29 protein-coding genes are annotated in these 14,758 nt (G+C 62.2%); 27 read left to right on the forward strand and 2 right to left on the reverse strand.

From position 1 onward, the window contains the following. Window positions 1-9 precede the first annotated feature (9 nt). The 20 genes from rplB to KAZ48_02775 all read left to right on the forward strand — a co-directional run bounded on the left by rplB (window position 10) and on the right by KAZ48_02775 (window position 9,765). Entirely contained in the window at window positions 10-846 is an 837-nt protein-coding gene (gene rplB / locus KAZ48_02680; protein ID MBP7971678.1) for a 50S ribosomal protein L2, read from the forward strand. A 10-nt stretch (window positions 847-856) separates the two neighbouring features. Next, entirely contained in the window at window positions 857-1,138 is a 282-nt protein-coding gene (rpsS, locus tag KAZ48_02685; protein MBP7971679.1) for a 30S ribosomal protein S19, read from the forward strand. Between the two features lie 59 nt (window positions 1,139-1,197). Next, window positions 1,198-1,557 (forward strand): 50S ribosomal protein L22, encoded by a 360-nt coding sequence (rplV, locus tag KAZ48_02690; GenBank protein ID MBP7971680.1) that lies wholly within the window; start codon window positions 1,198-1,200, stop codon window positions 1,555-1,557. A gap of 3 nt (window positions 1,558-1,560) precedes the next feature. Further along, on the forward strand, window positions 1,561-2,442 hold the full coding sequence (rpsC, locus tag KAZ48_02695) for a 30S ribosomal protein S3 (protein ID MBP7971681.1): 882 nt from the start codon (window positions 1,561-1,563) through the stop codon (window positions 2,440-2,442). Window positions 2,443-2,448: 6 nt separating this feature from the next. Then, on the forward strand, window positions 2,449-2,868 hold the full coding sequence (gene rplP, locus KAZ48_02700; protein ID MBP7971682.1) for a 50S ribosomal protein L16: 420 nt from the start codon (window positions 2,449-2,451) through the stop codon (window positions 2,866-2,868). Beyond that, on the forward strand, window positions 2,868-3,101 hold the full coding sequence (locus tag KAZ48_02705) for a 50S ribosomal protein L29 (GenBank protein ID MBP7971683.1): 234 nt from the start codon (window positions 2,868-2,870) through the stop codon (window positions 3,099-3,101). Before rplP ends, KAZ48_02705 begins: the two co-directional genes overlap by 1 nt. Then, window positions 3,098-3,379 carry a 30S ribosomal protein S17 gene (gene rpsQ, locus KAZ48_02710; GenBank protein ID MBP7971684.1) on the forward strand — a complete coding sequence of 94 codons (282 nt, stop codon included), beginning with the start codon at window positions 3,098-3,100 and terminating at the stop codon, window positions 3,377-3,379. Before KAZ48_02705 ends, rpsQ begins: the two co-directional genes overlap by 4 nt. Further along, window positions 3,376-3,744, forward strand: coding sequence for a 50S ribosomal protein L14 (rplN, locus tag KAZ48_02715; protein ID MBP7971685.1), 369 nt, complete (start codon window positions 3,376-3,378; stop codon window positions 3,742-3,744). Before rpsQ ends, rplN begins: the two co-directional genes overlap by 4 nt. 23 nt (window positions 3,745-3,767) lie before the next feature. Beyond that, window positions 3,768-4,118, forward strand: coding sequence for a 50S ribosomal protein L24 (gene rplX, locus KAZ48_02720; GenBank protein MBP7971686.1), 351 nt, complete (start codon window positions 3,768-3,770; stop codon window positions 4,116-4,118). Further along, entirely contained in the window at window positions 4,118-4,693 is a 576-nt protein-coding gene (rplE, locus tag KAZ48_02725; GenBank protein ID MBP7971687.1) for a 50S ribosomal protein L5, read from the forward strand. The genes rplX and rplE overlap by 1 nt, the downstream gene beginning before the upstream one ends. A 4-nt stretch (window positions 4,694-4,697) precedes the next feature. Next, the gene (locus KAZ48_02730; protein ID MBP7971688.1) at window positions 4,698-4,883 is read left to right on the forward strand and encodes a type Z 30S ribosomal protein S14; all 186 of its coding nucleotides are present in this window, start codon (window positions 4,698-4,700) and stop codon (window positions 4,881-4,883) included. Between the two features lie 84 nt (window positions 4,884-4,967). Then, entirely contained in the window at window positions 4,968-5,366 is a 399-nt protein-coding gene (gene rpsH / locus KAZ48_02735) for a 30S ribosomal protein S8 (protein ID MBP7971689.1), read from the forward strand. A 9-nt stretch (window positions 5,367-5,375) separates the two neighbouring features. Continuing rightward, a complete protein-coding gene (rplF, locus tag KAZ48_02740; GenBank protein MBP7971690.1) occupies window positions 5,376-5,915 on the forward strand; it encodes a 50S ribosomal protein L6 in 540 nt (179 codons plus the stop codon). Window positions 5,916-5,917: 2 nt separating this feature from the next. Beyond that, window positions 5,918-6,298, forward strand: coding sequence for a 50S ribosomal protein L18 (gene rplR, locus KAZ48_02745; GenBank protein MBP7971691.1), 381 nt, complete (start codon window positions 5,918-5,920; stop codon window positions 6,296-6,298). A gap of 27 nt (window positions 6,299-6,325) precedes the next feature. Further along, the gene (gene rpsE, locus KAZ48_02750) at window positions 6,326-6,898 is read left to right on the forward strand and encodes a 30S ribosomal protein S5 (GenBank protein ID MBP7971692.1); all 573 of its coding nucleotides are present in this window, start codon (window positions 6,326-6,328) and stop codon (window positions 6,896-6,898) included. Continuing rightward, window positions 6,895-7,083 (forward strand): 50S ribosomal protein L30, encoded by a 189-nt coding sequence (gene rpmD, locus KAZ48_02755; protein MBP7971693.1) that lies wholly within the window; start codon window positions 6,895-6,897, stop codon window positions 7,081-7,083. Before rpsE ends, rpmD begins: the two co-directional genes overlap by 4 nt. Beyond that, window positions 7,080-7,523, forward strand: coding sequence for a 50S ribosomal protein L15 (gene rplO / locus KAZ48_02760; GenBank protein ID MBP7971694.1), 444 nt, complete (start codon window positions 7,080-7,082; stop codon window positions 7,521-7,523). Before rpmD ends, rplO begins: the two co-directional genes overlap by 4 nt. Before the next feature lie 7 nt (window positions 7,524-7,530). Beyond that, window positions 7,531-8,826 (forward strand): preprotein translocase subunit SecY, encoded by a 1,296-nt coding sequence (gene secY / locus KAZ48_02765; protein MBP7971695.1) that lies wholly within the window; start codon window positions 7,531-7,533, stop codon window positions 8,824-8,826. A 126-nt stretch (window positions 8,827-8,952) separates the two neighbouring features. After that, on the forward strand, window positions 8,953-9,516 hold the full coding sequence (locus tag KAZ48_02770) for an adenylate kinase (GenBank protein MBP7971696.1): 564 nt from the start codon (window positions 8,953-8,955) through the stop codon (window positions 9,514-9,516). 84 nt (window positions 9,517-9,600) lie between these two features. Beyond that, complete coding sequence (locus tag KAZ48_02775) at window positions 9,601-9,765, forward strand: DUF167 domain-containing protein (GenBank protein ID MBP7971697.1); 165 nt, start codon at window positions 9,601-9,603, stop codon at window positions 9,763-9,765. Here the strand turns inward: KAZ48_02775 and KAZ48_02780 are convergent. Together KAZ48_02780 and KAZ48_02785 are read right to left on the reverse strand one after the other, a co-directional pair. Beyond that, the gene (locus tag KAZ48_02780) at window positions 9,762-10,052 is read right to left on the reverse strand and encodes a hypothetical protein (protein ID MBP7971698.1); all 291 of its coding nucleotides are present in this window, start codon (window positions 10,050-10,052) and stop codon (window positions 9,762-9,764) included. The two genes, KAZ48_02775 and KAZ48_02780, sit on opposite strands and share 4 nt — an antisense overlap. Window positions 10,053-10,127: 75 nt before the next feature. Further along, on the reverse strand, window positions 10,128-11,348 hold the full coding sequence (locus tag KAZ48_02785; GenBank protein MBP7971699.1) for a DUF2029 domain-containing protein: 1,221 nt from the start codon (window positions 11,346-11,348) through the stop codon (window positions 10,128-10,130). 58 nt (window positions 11,349-11,406) lie between these two features. Here KAZ48_02785 and map point away from each other — a divergent pair, with 58 nt between their 5' ends. From map to KAZ48_02820, 7 genes are all read left to right on the forward strand, one after another. Next, the gene (gene map / locus KAZ48_02790) at window positions 11,407-12,180 is read left to right on the forward strand and encodes a type I methionyl aminopeptidase (protein MBP7971700.1); all 774 of its coding nucleotides are present in this window, start codon (window positions 11,407-11,409) and stop codon (window positions 12,178-12,180) included. A gap of 219 nt (window positions 12,181-12,399) precedes the next feature. Next, a complete protein-coding gene (infA, locus tag KAZ48_02795) occupies window positions 12,400-12,621 on the forward strand; it encodes a translation initiation factor IF-1 (GenBank protein ID MBP7971701.1) in 222 nt (73 codons plus the stop codon). Window positions 12,622-12,631: 10 nt separating this feature from the next. Then, entirely contained in the window at window positions 12,632-12,745 is a 114-nt protein-coding gene (gene rpmJ, locus KAZ48_02800; GenBank protein MBP7971702.1) for a 50S ribosomal protein L36, read from the forward strand. Between the two features lie 169 nt (window positions 12,746-12,914). Then, window positions 12,915-13,286: a 30S ribosomal protein S13 gene (gene rpsM / locus KAZ48_02805; protein ID MBP7971703.1), complete on the forward strand. Its 372-nt coding sequence runs from the start codon at window positions 12,915-12,917 to the stop codon at window positions 13,284-13,286. Between the two features lie 74 nt (window positions 13,287-13,360). Then, window positions 13,361-13,759, forward strand: a complete 399-nt coding sequence (rpsK, locus tag KAZ48_02810) for a 30S ribosomal protein S11 (protein ID MBP7971704.1) — start codon at window positions 13,361-13,363, stop codon at window positions 13,757-13,759. A gap of 20 nt (window positions 13,760-13,779) precedes the next feature. Beyond that, complete coding sequence (gene rpsD, locus KAZ48_02815; protein ID MBP7971705.1) at window positions 13,780-14,406, forward strand: 30S ribosomal protein S4; 627 nt, start codon at window positions 13,780-13,782, stop codon at window positions 14,404-14,406. A gap of 47 nt (window positions 14,407-14,453) precedes the next feature. Then, the coding region (locus tag KAZ48_02820; GenBank protein MBP7971706.1) for a DNA-directed RNA polymerase subunit alpha at window positions 14,454-14,758 on the forward strand (305 nt) is incomplete at its 3' end.

Genomic DNA, 14,758 nt, shown 5'->3' on the forward strand with positions numbered 1-14,758 from the left:
GAAAGAGCTATGGGAATTCGCAAATACAAGCCGACGACGCCATCGCGTCGCGGCTCAAGCGTGAGCGATTTCGCTGAGGTCACGCGTTCGACCCCGGAGAAGTCGCTGGTTCGTCCGCTGCCCAAGAAGGGCGGTCGCAACAACTCGGGGCGCATCATGACCCGTCACCAAGGTGGCGGTCACAAGCGCGCCTACCGGGTGATCGACTTCCGTCGCGCGGATAAGGACGGAGTACCGGCCAAGGTCGCTCACATTGAGTACGACCCGAACCGCACCGCCCGCATCGCACTGCTGCACTACGCCGATGGCGAGAAGCGCTACATCATTGCTCCGGAGAAGCTGCGCCAAGGTGACCGCGTCGAGACCGGTTCCTCCGCCGACATCAAGCCAGGCAACAACCTGCCGCTGCGCAACATCCCGACCGGTACCGTCATCCACGCAGTGGAGTTGCGTCCGGGTGGGGGAGCAAAGATCGCTCGCTCGGCCGGTTCGAGTATCCAGCTCGTCGCCAAGGACGGTCCGTACGCACAGCTTCGGCTGCCTTCGGGCGAGATCCGCAACGTCGACGTTCGCTGCCGGGCAACCGTCGGTGAGGTCGGCAACGCGTCACAGTCAAATATCAACTGGGGTAAGGCCGGCCGCATGCGCTGGAAGGGCAAGCGCCCCACCGTCCGCGGTGTCGCCATGAACCCGGTTGATCACCCGCATGGTGGTGGCGAGGGCAAGACGTCCGGTGGTCGTCACCCGGTGAACCCGAACGGTAAGCCCGAGGGTCGCACCCGAGCCAAGAACAAGCCAAGCGACAAGTTCATTGTCCGCCGCCGCAAGACCGGCAAGAAGCGCTAGGAGTACCGAGATGCCACGTAGCCTCAAAAAGGGCCCATTCGTTGACGACCACCTGATGAAGAAGGTGGACAAGCAGAACGAGGCCGGTACCCACAACGTCATCAAGACCTGGTCGCGACGTTCGATGATCGTGCCCGCGATGTTGGGACACACATTGGCTGTCCACGACGGGCGCAAGCACGTACCCGTATTCGTGACCGAGAACATGGTCGGTCACAAGCTCGGTGAGTTTGCACCGACCCGCACGTTCAAAGGTCACATCAAGGACGACCGTAAGAGCAAGCGCCGCTAACGCGGGCCGCTACGCACACCGATAGCCAGACGAAGACTCGAAGAGACAGAGGGATAGCGATGGAAGCCAGGGCCCAAGCGCGGTACATCCGCGTCACGCCCATGAAGGCCCGCCGAGTGGTGGACCTGATTCGTGGGCTACCTGCAGCGGAAGCGCAGGCGATACTGCACTACGCGCCGCAGGCGGCAAGTGAGCCTGTCGGCAAGGTGCTCAACAGCGCCATCGCGAACGCCACCAACAACGCCGGACTCGACGAGTCGAGTCTGGTCATCACCGAAGCTCGCGTGGACGAGGGTCCGACCATGAAGCGGTTCCGTCCGCGTGCACAGGGTCGTGCTTACCGGATTCGCAAGCGCACCAGCCACATCACGATCGTCGTCGGGCCGCAGGATGCGGACTCGGCCGGGAAGAAGAGGTAGACCGTGGGTCAAAAGGTCAACCCGCATGGCTTCCGGCTAGGCATCTCGACGGACTTCAGGTCCCGTTGGTTCGCCGATAGCCAGAAGGTGGGTCAGCGCTATCGCGACTACGTCAACGAGGACGTCCAGATCCGCAAGCTGATGACGACTGGCATGGATCGCGCCGGCATCAGCAAGGTCGAGATCGAGCGAACTCGTGAGCGTGTACGCGTCGACATTCACACCGCCCGTCCGGGCATCGTCATCGGTCGCCGCGGCGCCGAGGCCGATCGCATCCGCACCGAACTTGAGGCCCTTACCGGCAAGCAGGTTCAGCTGAACATCCTTGAGGTCAAGAACCCCGAGGTTGACGCCCAGCTTGTCGCTCAAGGTGTCGCCGAGCAGCTTGCGAGCCGGGTTGCGTTCCGCCGAGCCATGCGCAAAGCCATGCAGAGCGCCATGAAGTCGGGTGCCAAGGGCATCCGGATTCAGGTCAGCGGCCGCCTTGGCGGCGCTGAGATGAGCCGCACCGAGTTCTACCGCGAGGGCCGCGTTCCGCTGCACACGTTGCGCGCGGACATCGACTACGGCTTCTACGAGGCACGCACCACCTTCGGCCGCATCGGCGTGAAGGTCTGGGTGTACCACGGCGAGGTCTCCAGCGACCGCGAAGAGCGCGAGAAGCAGCAGGCGGCTCGACTCGCTCGTCCAGGCGCCGGCGGTCCCCGTGGCCGTGGTGGTCGTGACGGCGGGCGTGGTGGTCGTGACGGTGGCCGTGGTGACCGGGGCGCTCGCACCGAGGCTCCGGCCGCGCCAGTCGAGGCGGCACCCGCCGCAGAAGCTGCTCCGGCAGCCGACGCCGCCCCCGCAGCCGAAGCCGCTGCGCCAGCGGAGACGGGAGCCTGATCGTCAATGTTGATTCCACGCAAGGTCAAGCACCGTAAGCAGCACCACCCGAAGCGTTCGGGCGCTGCCAAGGGCGGCACGACCGTGACATTCGGCGACTGGGGATTGCAGGCATTGGAACCCGCCTACGTCACCAACCGTCAAATTGAGTCGGCACGTATTGCCATCAACCGGCACATCAAGCGTGGCGGCAAGGTCTGGATCAATATCTACCCAGATCGTCCGTTGACCAAGAAGCCAGCTGAAACCCGCATGGGTTCGGGTAAAGGCTCACCCGAGTGGTGGGTGGCCAACGTCAAGCCCGGTCGGGTCATGTTCGAACTGACCTACCCAGACGAAGTTGCAGCACGAGAGGCACTGACTCGGGCGATGCACAAGCTGCCCATGAAGTGCCGGATCGTTCGACGAGAGGTGAGTGAGGACTGATGGCTGCATTGACTCCAACCTCAGAGCTGCGCGTGCTCGACGACGAGGAACTGACCACCAAGCTGGTCGAGGCCAAAGAAGAGTTGTTCAACCTGCGCTTCCAGGCCGCTACCGGCCAACTTGAGAGCCACGGTCGACTGCGGGCAGTTCGCCGCGAGATCGCGCGGCTCTACACCATCATGCGCGAGCGCGAGCTCGGCATCACTGCTCCGGATGAGGAGGGCGCCGCATGAGTGAGGCGACCCAGACTGACCAGCAAGCCCGCGGCGACCGCAAGGTCCGCGAGGGCTTGGTCGTCAGCAACAAGATGGACAAGACCGTCGTCGTGGCGGTCGAGGATCGGTTCAAGCACCCGATGTACGGCAAGGTCGTGCGCCGGACGAGCCGCCTGAAGGCCCACGACGAAGACAACAGCTGTGGCACCGGTGACCGAGTGTTGCTGATGGAAACCCGCCCGCAGTCAGCTACCAAGCGCTGGCGTGTGGTCGAGATCGTGGAGAAGGCAAAGTGATTCAGCAGGAGTCTCGACTTCGGGTCGCTGACAACACTGGTGCCAAGGAACTCTTGTGCATCCGCGTTCTCGGTGGCTCGGGTCGTCGTTACGCCGGGATCGGCGACACCATAGTTGCGACCGTCAAGGACGCGATCCCTGGTGGAAACGTGAAGAAGGGCGAGGTCGTCAAGGCCGTCATCGTCCGGACCAAGAAGGAGCGCCGTCGTCCCGATGGTTCCTACATCCGCTTCGACGAGAACGCAGCGGTTGTTCTCAAGGCCGATGGCGAACCGCGTGGAACCCGCATCTTCGGCCCGGTTGGGCGCGAACTGCGCGACAAGCGCTTCATGAAAATCATCTCGCTGGCTCCGGAGGTGCTCTGATGGCTGACTCGACCAAACCAAAGATGAAAGTCCGCAAGGGCGACACCGTGCTGGTTATCTCCGGCAAGGACAAGGGCTCCAAGGGCAAGGTCATCAAGACCATCCGCGAGACGGACAAGATCATCGTCGAGGGTGTCAACCGCGTCAAGCGGCACACCAAGGCTGGCCAGGGCGCTCGCGGCACCAACACCGGTGGCATCATCGTCCAGGAAGCCGCGATCCACGTTTCAAACGTCATGGTCGTCGGCGAGGACGGCAAGGCCACTCGGGTGAGCAAGCGTCGCGAGGCGGCCGAAAAGCGCCGTCCCGACGGATCGACCTACTCCGGGACTCGTGGAGTTCGAGTTTCGGCGCGTACCGGTAAGGACATCTGATGACCGCATCAACTGACATCGTGGCGCCAGAGGTGCCGCGACTCAAGCAGCGCTACAACGACGAGATCCGGAACAAGTTGCAAGACGAACTCGGACTCGGCAACGTCATGCAGGTCCCCGGCCTGACCAAGATCGTCGTCAATATGGGCGTCGGCGATGCGGCTCGGGATTCCAAGTTGATGGACGGCGCGGTGCGGGACCTGACGACGATTACCGGCCAGAAGCCGTCGGTGACCAAGGCCCGCAAGTCGATCGCCCAGTTCAAGTTGCGTGAGGGCCAGCCAATTGGCGCCCACACCACGCTGCGCGGTGATCGGATGTGGGAGTTCCTCGACCGGCTGTTGTCGGTTGCGCTTCCTCGCATCCGTGACTTCCGCGGACTGTCGCCGCGTCAGTTCGACGGCCGCGGCAACTACACCTTCGGCCTCAACGAACAGGCAATGTTCGCCGAGATCAACCAGGACACCATCGACCGGGTGCGTGGCATGGACGTCACCGTCGTGACCACCGCGAGCAATGATGCGGAAGGTCGTGCGTTGCTCAAGGCGCTCGGCTTCCCATTCAAGGAGAAGTGACCAGATGGCAAAGACTGCACTAGTCGAGAAGGCCAAGCGCAAGCCAAAGTTCAAGGTTCGCGGCTACACCCGCTGCAACCGTTGTGGGCGTCCACACTCGGTGTATCGCAAGTTCGGCCTCTGCCGGATCTGCCTTCGCGAGATGGCCCACCGCGGCGAACTGCCGGGTGTCACCAAGAGCAGCTGGTAACCAAGCACGACCCCCTGAAGACCAAAACAACAGCGCCGCAGGTCCGCAGCGAAGCGGAAACCCCGGCGAGGAAGGCCGATGGCCATGACAATGACCGATCCGATCGCAGACATGCTGACGCGTCTGCGCAACTCGAGTACGGCGTACCACGACACCGTGGCGATGCCGTACTCAAAGCTCAAAGAGGGTGTGGCCCACATCCTGGTAGAACAGGGTTACGTCGCCGGGGTCCGTACCGAAGAAGCGACGGTTGGCCGCACGCTGCTCGTCGACCTCAAGTACGGCCCCAACCGGGAGCGCTCAATCGCTGGCCTTCGCCGCGTGAGCAAGCCCGGTCTGCGGGTCTACGCAAAGAGCACGGGCATGCCCAAGGTGCTCGGCGGTTTGGGAATCGCGATCATCTCGACGTCGTCCGGTCTGCTGACTGACCGGCAGGCCGCCAAGAAGGGCGTGGGTGGGGAAGTCCTCGCCTACGTTTGGTAGGGGGTAGCTATGTCACGCATCGGACGTTTACCCATCGCCGTTCCCGTCGGCGTCAAGATCGAGGTGGCGGGTCAGGATGTGACCGTTACCGGGCCGAAGGGCACGTTGACCCATACAGTCGCCGATCCCATTCGGATCGAGAAGGCCGAGGACGGCACGTACGTCGTCACTCGTCCCAACGACGAGCGGATGAGCAAGTCCCTCCATGGCCTTTCTCGCACGCTGGTCAACAACATGGTCATCGGTGTGACCGAGGGCTACACGAAGACGTTGGAGGTGTCCGGTACTGGTTACCGAGTGGCACCCAAGGGCGCGGGTCTGGAACTCCAACTCGGATTCAGCCACCCCGTTCAGGTTGATGCTCCAGAGGGCATCAAGTTCGCCGTCGAGACTCCCACCCGCTTTGCGGTAGAGGGCATCGACAAGCAGAAAGTCGGCGAGGTTGCCGCCAACATCCGTAAGCTGCGCAAGCCCGACCCCTACAAAGGCAAGGGCGTGCGCTACGCCGGCGAAGTAATCCGCCGCAAGGCCGGAAAGGCTGGTAAGTAGCCATGGCTATCAGTAAGAAGATCGGGTCCGGTAACCCACGAAGCACCGGGCGAATCCGTCGGCATGCTCGGGTCCGCAAGAACGTCTCGGGATCGCCCACGCGTCCGCGCCTGGTTGTGTTCCGGTCCGCCAAGCACATGGAGGCCCAGATCATCGACGACACCGCCGGCCTGACCCTGGCCTCCGCATCAACGATGGAATCGGCTGTCCGTAAGCTGGACGGGGACAAGACGGCACGAGCTCGCCGCGTAGGCGAGTTGGTTGCTGAACGTGCAAAGGGCGCTGGTGTCGACACGGTCGTGTTCGATCGCGGCGGCTTCCGCTACCACGGCCGGATCGCAGCGGTGGCAGATGCCGCCCGCGACGGCGGACTGACCTTCTAGGCTTAGAGAACAAAGGAAGTAGGACACATGGCTGCACAGCGCCGAGAGCGTCGCGACTCAGGTCGGGGCGGCGCTGAGAAGAGCAACTACGTAGAACGAGTAGTTGCCATCAATCGCGTTTCCAAGGTCGTCAAAGGTGGCCGCCGCTTCAGCTTCACCGCGCTCGTCGTGGTCGGAGATGGCGACGGTCAGGTCGGCGTCGGCTATGGCAAGGCCAAAGAGGTTCCGGCCGCGATTTCCAAGGGTGTCGAAGAGGCAAAGAAGAGCTTCTTCAAGGTCCCGAGGATCCAGGGCACCATTCCGCACCCCATCGTGGGCGAGAAGGCGGCCGGCATCGTCATGTTGCGTCCGGCTTCGCCCGGTACCGGTGTCATTGCCGGTGGTCCGGTGCGTGCCGTGCTTGAGTGTGCTGGCGTTCGGGACGTGCTGAGCAAGTCGCTCGGTTCGGACAATGCCATCAACATCGTGCACGCGACCGTGGCTGCGCTACAGGGGTTGGAACGTCCAGAAGAGGTTGCCGCTCGCCGTGGGCTGCCACTTGAGGACGTCGCACCGGCGGCACTGCTGCGGGCTCGCGCTGCTGGGATGAGTGCGTCATGAGCGAGCTCGTGGTGACTCAGACCAGGTCAGGTATCGGCGGAACGTCGTCGCAGCGGGCTACCCTGCACACGCTGGGGCTGCGTCGCATCGGTGATTCCTCCGTACGTGAGGATCGCCCCGAAGTTCGTGGGATGCTACGGGCAGTTGCCCATCTGGTATCCGTCGAGGAGGTAGAGCAAGCATGACGCTCAAGGTTCACCATTTGCGTCCCGCTGCGGGATCCAAGACCGCCAAGACCCGCGTGGGTCGCGGTGAGGCTGGCGCCCGCGGTAAGACCGCCGGTCGCGGCACCAAGGGCACCAAGGCGCGTTACCAGGTGCCAGCTGGCTTTGAAGGTGGCCAGATGCCGCTGCATATGCGACTGCCAAAGCTCAAGGGCTTCAAGAACCCGAACAAGGTCGCTTTCCAGGTGGTCAGCGTGGCAGCACTTGCCCGACTGTTCCCCAAGGGTGGCGAGGTGTCCATCGACGATCTGGTCAAGGCAGGTGCCGTCCGCAAGGGCCTGCCGGTCAAGGTCCTGGGATCCGGGGATATCTCCGTCGCGCTGCAGGTCAGTGCCAATGCGTTCTCTCAGACCGCGAAGGACAAGCTAAGCGCCGCGGGTGGTTCCGCGGTCGAGGTCTGACAGCCTCGTGCTTTCTGCGTTCGCGTCGGCATTCCGGACGCCAGATCTCCGCAAGAAGATCCTCTTCACCTTGGGGCTGCTTGCGCTGTACCGCCTTGGCGCCGTCATTCCGACGCCCGGCGTTAGCTACACCAACATTCAGAAGTGCATCGATGTTGTCCAGGACAACTCGCTCTATGGGTTGATCAACCTGTTCAGTGGTGGTGCCTTGCTGCAGTTGAGTGTGTTCGCGCTTGGGATCATGCCGTACATCACGGCGAGCATCATCATTCAGCTGTTGGTCGTGGTCATCCCTCGCCTTGAGGCCCTCAAGAAGGAGGGTCAAAGCGGTCAAGCGAAGCTGACGCAGTACACGCGGTACCTGACGATCGGGTTGGCTGTCTTGCAGTCGACCACGATCCTCACCCTCGCACGTTCCCCCGGCCGGCTCTTCCAGGGGTGCAACGAGCAACTGATCCCGAACCAATCGATTCCGCTGATCATTGTCATGATCATCACGCTGACAGCGGGAACCGGCATGATCATGTGGTTCGGTGAACTGATCACCGACCGCGGTATCGGCAACGGGATGTCGCTGCTGATCTTCACCTCGATCATCGCGTCGATGCCCGGCCAGTTCGCCAAGGTCTACCAGACCGACGGCACCTTTACGCTTGCGATCGTGGCCGCGGTCGGGTTGCTTGTGATCGCCGCAGTGGTCTACGTCGAGCAGGCGCAGCGTCGGATTCCGGTGCAGTACGCCAAGCGGATGGTCGGCTCCAAGATGTACGGCGGCGCCTCGACCTACATTCCTCTCAAGGTCAACATGGCCGGCGTTATCCCCGTCATCTTCGCTTCGTCGTTGCTCTACATTCCCCAACTCATCGTCACGCTGTCGGGCAGTCAGTCCGGGTGGGCTCAGTGGGTCTCGCGTAACTTGACCAACGGCTCCGAGCCGATCTACCTGGTTGTCTACTTCCTGCTCATCGTGTTCTTCGCGTACTTCTACGTGGCGATCACCTTCAACCCGGTCGAAGTAGCCGACAACATGAAGCAGTACGGCGGCTTCATTCCCGGAATTCGCGCGGGCAAGCCGACTGCCGAGTATCTCGATTACGTCCTGACGCGGTTGACGTTCCCCGGCTCCATCTATTTGGCCATCGTCGCGATCATTCCGTTTATTGCGTTCGGTGGACTCGGGCTGGGCCAGTCGTTCCTGTTTGGTGGCACCAGCCTGTTGATCATGGTTGGCGTCGGCCTCGATACGGTCAAGCAGGTGGAGTCCCAGCTGCAGCAGCGCAACTACGAGGGCTTCCTGCGTTAGGGCTGACGGGTCAATCGGGTTTTGTTATCGGGTGGCAGTTAGCTACCGTCACATCCACGACTTCCGGACTTCGGTATTCGCGCCCGTCGGCGCGGGACCCCACCACATAGCGAAAGGCTCAATCTGATGCGCATCGTCCTTATGGGTCCTCCCGGGGCAGGCAAGGGAACGCAGGCCAAGGTCGTCGCGGAGACGCTGACAATCCCGCACATCTCCACCGGTGAGATCTTCCGCGCCAACGTGGGTGCTGGCACTGACCTAGGTGTGGAGGCCAAGAAGTACATGGACAAGGGCGAATACGTGCCCGATTCGGTCACCAACGCTATGGTCGCGGATCGACTGGCCCAGCCGGATACCGGCAACGGATTCCTCCTTGACGGCTACCCCCGGACGCTGGAGCAGGTCGCAGAGCTGGACGCGATCTTGAACAACCTAGGGACTCCGCTGGAGAAGGTCGTCGAGATCACCGCGAATACCGAGGAAGTCATCACCCGTCTGCTGAACCGGGCAAAACTTGAGGGCCGCGCCGACGACACCGAAGAGGTCATTCGTCGCCGAATGGAGATCTACGCGGAGCAGACCGAACCACTGACTCGCGTCTATGAGGAAAAGGGCCTGCTGGTCAAGGTTGACGGGATGGGCACTGTTGAGGAAGTCACCGGTCGGTTGCTGGCGGCGCTCGAATCCTAGATGCCAGTTGACTCCCCGGGCTTCGCGAACTGAAGTTGTCAGCGAGGTGGTGGGGAGTCCGAGTCATACCTGCGTATCCGAGTCGTGGCACCGCCAGCGGATGGCGCGGCCAATGCCGAACTACAGAGGTTGCTGGCCAAGCGCCTTGGTGTCTCCAAATCGGCCATCGGGGTCAGCGATGGAGAGACAGGTCGCCTCAAGACGGTACTGGTGAAACAGCAGGTGGGTGCGTCTTTACTGCTTCACTAGCCGCAGACTAGCGAGGGCCATTGCGGCGTGCGGGTTTCCGCTCGGAATCTGCCGATCCTGCCGAGGTCGACCGAACCATGATCGATTCTCTCTCCACCGGCCGCTGCGGGAATCTCATCGACGACGGTGATCTCATCTCGGTCCAGCGTCACCTTCGGTGTGTCCACGAACCACTCGTCGGGTAGGCGGCCCAACAACCAGCTGGCAATCTCGGTTGAAGAGACTGTGGGTGGTTCGCTGACCCGGCCGCGCGGACCGCGAGTCGATGACTGATTGAAAGGTCCCATGATGAACCCCAAATGCTGTTGATTAGTTGATTGCAAGAATGTAGCGGTGGGCAGATCTTCCCATTGGGCTTTCGCTCAGAGCGATTGAGTTGTCACCGCGCCTGCAGGCTCGTCGCTAATGCGTGCCCAGCGGAGCGCGAACCCGATAGCGACGAGTGCGAACAGGCCAGCAACGGCGTAGCTGGTCAGGGCCAGCCAAGATGAGGCCGAGCCTTCTCGGGTGAACTTCCAGAGGAACCTTCGCGCATGGGTGAGCGAGGGCGTAGCCGCGGCGAGGGCGGCCACGCCGGTGATCCACACAGCTGATCGAAGGTGCTCACGCCTGGCGCGGATCGTGAGGGCCACCAGTATCGCCACCATTGGAACCATCCAGACCCAGTGGTGGACCCAGGAGATTGGGGAGACCAGTAATCCGACTGTGCCAACTACAGCCGCGGCGATCAGGCGCTCACTGGGCCACCACTGTTTTGCGATTAGCAGACCAGTGACCAATATTGCCAGTGCTGCCGTTACCCACACCGCAGTGCTCCATGGTTGTGTCGACAGGCGCGCCAAGTCCCCGGAGATCGCCACGTTCGTCGCAGTGTTGGTCTCGCCTACCCGGTCGGTTTCGAAGAGGCTGCTTGTCCAGAAGCGCCACTCCTGTGCGGGGCCGAAGAGGGCTCCGATGGCGATTGTCACGCCGAATCCGATGGCTGCGCGTCCGGCGGCTGTCCACCGGCGCGTTACCAACATGAAGACGATGAACAGGCCCGGGGTGATCTTGAACCCGGTGGCGATCCCCGTCAGGTATCCGCTCCACTTTGACTCGCGCAGAGAGTCGAAAAGCACGGCAAACACGACGATCAGGTTGGTCTGCGCATAGGCGAAGTTGTCGGTGATGGGCTCCATGGCGACCGCGACGCTGAAGACGAGCGCGGCGATCTCCCAGGTTGCCCACGAGCGGGCCGGCTCGGTGCCGGCGATCCTAGGAAGGCGGGTCGCGGTCATCCACGCAATGGCGACCAAGGCCAAGGCATTGATGAGCTCCCAGATGGCTAATCCAAGCCTGAAGGGGATCATCGCGAGTGGGATGAAGAGGGCACCCGCAAACGGGGGGTAGGTGAAGGGCAGTGGTCGCGGTCCTACGGAGACGTCGTCGTACAGCGAGCCCCCATGCAGCAATACGTCCGCGCCTCTCCGGTACACAACGAAGTCAATGGGGTGGTCAGGGAAGCACAGCCAAATCGTGTACCCGACGGCCACGATTCCCAATACTGCGATGGCGACTTTGCGCAGTGGCGCGTGACTGGACACGCCGAGACGATACCCCTGCCCGTGACGTCCTGCTCCGCTATCTGCCTACCCTGGTGACATGTTTCGCCGCGATCGCTTTGAACTCAAAACTCCTGAGCAGTTTGAGCTCATGCGTCAGGCCGGCGCGGTGGTGGCGCGGGCGCTAGCGGAGATCTCGGCCGCGGTAACTCCGGGCGTGACGACCAAGGAACTCGACGCGATTGCCGCGACCTATATCCACGACGCAGGGGCGACGCCTTCGTTCCTGGGCTACCACGGCTACCCGGCGTCAATTTGCGTGTCGGTGAACTCCGAGGTCGTGCACGGCATCCCAGGACCCAGAGTGCTTGACGACGGTGATCTGGTGTCCGTCGACTGCGGTGCGATCGTTGACGGCTGGCACGGAGATGCCGCAGTTTCGGTGGCCGTCGGATCCGTTGCGCCGGAGGTCGCAGCGCTATCGGAGGCAACCCGGGCGGCGATGATGGCGGGCATCGGTGCGGCAGTCGCCGGCGGGCACGTCGGCGATATCGGCGCTGCCGTTGAGTCGAGCATCAGTTCACACGACCATCGCTACGGAATCGTCGTCGACTATGTCGGCCATGGCATCGGCTCGAGCATGCACATGCCACCCAACGTCCCGAATGTCGGAAAGCGCGGCAAAGGTCCAGAACTCGTCGTCGGGATGGCAGTTGCGATCGAGCCAATGATCACGTTGGGATCGGCACAGGTGGATGTCCTGGGCGACGACTGGACGGTCGTCACCGAGGATGGACAGTACGCAGCCCACTGGGAGCACACCGTGGCAATCACGGCCCAAGGCCCGCAGGTACTCACCGTTGCGGCGGACTGAGCGGGTCACCGAAGGTGACGTACGACGCTCTACCCGGGGTTCCCACGCCGCCAACGGTGGCGTAGACTCGGGAACCGGTTCGTTGTGGTTTCACCTCTGACTGGCTTACTCCTCACGGAATTGTCCCGCTGGGACGCGTTCGCGAGGAATCAGTCGGCTCGGAACCGGAAGGCTCCGCACGACCATCCTTGAATCCAATGAAGGAGCGCTAGTACACGCATGGCCAAGAAGGAAGGTGCCATCGAGCTTGAGGGCACCATCGTCGAATCGTTGCCGAACGCAATGTTCCGCGTCGAACTCGACAATGGGCACAAGGTGCTGGCGCACATTTCGGGGAAGATGAGGATGCACTACATCCGGATCCTCCCGGACGATCGAGTAGTTGTAGAGCTATCGCCCTACGATCTCACCCGGGGACGCATCGTCTACCGGTACAAGTAAAGGGAAGACGATGAAGGTCCAGCCAAGCGTCAAGAAGATCTGTGACAAGTGCAAGGTGATCCGTCGCCACGGACGAGTCATGGTGATCTGCGAGAACCCCCGCCACAAGCAACGGCAGGGCTAAGCACGACGAAGAAATAGCAACAACTGAATACGCGACATCCGACCCCGTCCGGGCGCCAATCCGGGAGGACGCCACCCTCGGTGCGAAGGCCGAGGACCTGCCCAGGCGGGCAGGAGCGATGCCGTGACCGATACCTTCGCCCATTACAGGAAGTAGGAACCGCCTTCACATGGCACGTTTAGTTGGCGTCGACCTCCCCCGCGACAAGCGGCTTGAGGTAGCGCTCACCGCGATTTTCGGCATTGGCCGTTCTCGCGCCCGGCAAGCACTCGCAGCGACTGGTGTGGATGGCAACATTCGCGTCAAGGATCTCCCCGAGCCTGATCTCATCCTGCTTCGCGATTACATCGACGCGAACTTCCAGACCGAGGGTGACCTGCGCCGCGAGGTGCAGGGCGACATCCGCCGCAAGGTCGAGATCGGCTCCTACCAAGGCATTCGCCACCGTCGTGGCATGCCAGTTCGTGGGCAACGTACCCACACCAACGCGCGCACTCGCAAGGGACCGCGCAAGACCGTCGCAGGCAAGAAGAAGGTCTAGCGAAAACCCCCTCAGCCAACTAACCCTCGCGGTTGCAGCCGCGAACAAAGACCCACTCAGGAGAAATCAGGCGAATGCCTCCAGCAAATAAGGGCGCCAAGAAGGTCCGGCGCAAAGAGAAGAAGAACGTGGCCTACGGCCAAGCTCACATCAAGAGCACGTTCAACAACACGATTGTGTCAATCACCGATCCGTCGGGTGCCGTGGTCGCTTGGTCCTCCAGCGGCCAGGTCGGCTTCAAGGGTTCGCGTAAGTCGACCCCGTACGCCGCGCAGCAGGCCGCTGAAGCCGCTGCCCGCCGGGCGATGGAACACGGCATGCGCAAGGTTGACGTGTTTGTGAAAGGTCCCGGCTCAGGCCGTGAGACTGCGATCCGCTCGCTGCAGGCCACTGGCCTTGAGGTTGGCGCGATCGCCGATGTGACCCCCATTCCACACAATGGCTGCCGCCCTCCCAAGCGGCGCCGAGTCTGAGCTGAAGGAGATAGCGAAGGATGGCCCGCTACACCGGCCCGGACTGCAAACGCTGCCGCCGGGAAAAGACAAAACTGTTCCTCAAGGGTTCCAAGTGCGAGACGGACAAATGTCCGATCGAGAAGCGGCCCTACCCTCCGGGCGAGCACGGTCGTGCCCGCACCAAGGAGAGCGAGTTCCTGCTGCAGATGCGCGAGAAGCAGAAGTGCGCGCGCATTTACGGCGTCTTGGAGAAGCAGTTCCGCAACTACTACGACGAGGCAAACCGACACCAGGGCAAGACCGGTGAGAACCTGTTGACCATCCTGGAGAGTCGCCTGGACAACGTCGTGTTCCGCGCCGGGTTCGGCAAGAGCCGCGACATGGCTCGCCAACTTGTCCGTCACGGTCACATCACCGTGAACGGCAAGAAGGTCGACATCCCGTCCTACCGCGTGACGCCCAACGACATCGTTGAGGTTCGCAGCAAGTCCCGCGAGATGACTCCGTTCGTGGTCGCCCACGCAGAAGCTGACGAGCACACGGTGCCCGGCTGGCTTGAGGTCATCCCCAACCGGATGCGCGTGCTGGTTCACCAACTCCCCACCAGGGAACAGATCGACACTCAGGTGCAAGAACAGCTCATCGTCGAGCTCTACTCGAAGTAGTCAGATATCTCGGCGTCAAATAGCGGACGCCGCAGGAGGGAACAGCCGTGCTTATTGCACAACGACCAAGTTTGATCGAACAGTCGGTCTCCGACCACCGATCGAAGTTCATCCTCGAGCCCTTGGAGCCTGGCTTCGGGTACACGCTCGGTAACTCGATGCGACGCACCCTGCTGTCATCGATCCCGGGGGCTGCGGTCACCGGAATCCGCGTTGACGGTGTCCTGCACGAGTTCTCGACCATCCCTGGTGTGACCGAAGATGTCGTGGAGATCATCCTCAACATCAAGGAACTCGTCGTCTCTTCCGAGCACGACGAACCAGTTGTGATGTACCTGCGCAAGGAAGGCCC

The sequence above is a fragment of the Candidatus Nanopelagicales bacterium genome, assembly GCA_018003655.1.
Lineage (GTDB): Bacteria > Actinomycetota > Actinomycetes > S36-B12 > UBA10799 > JAGNDY01.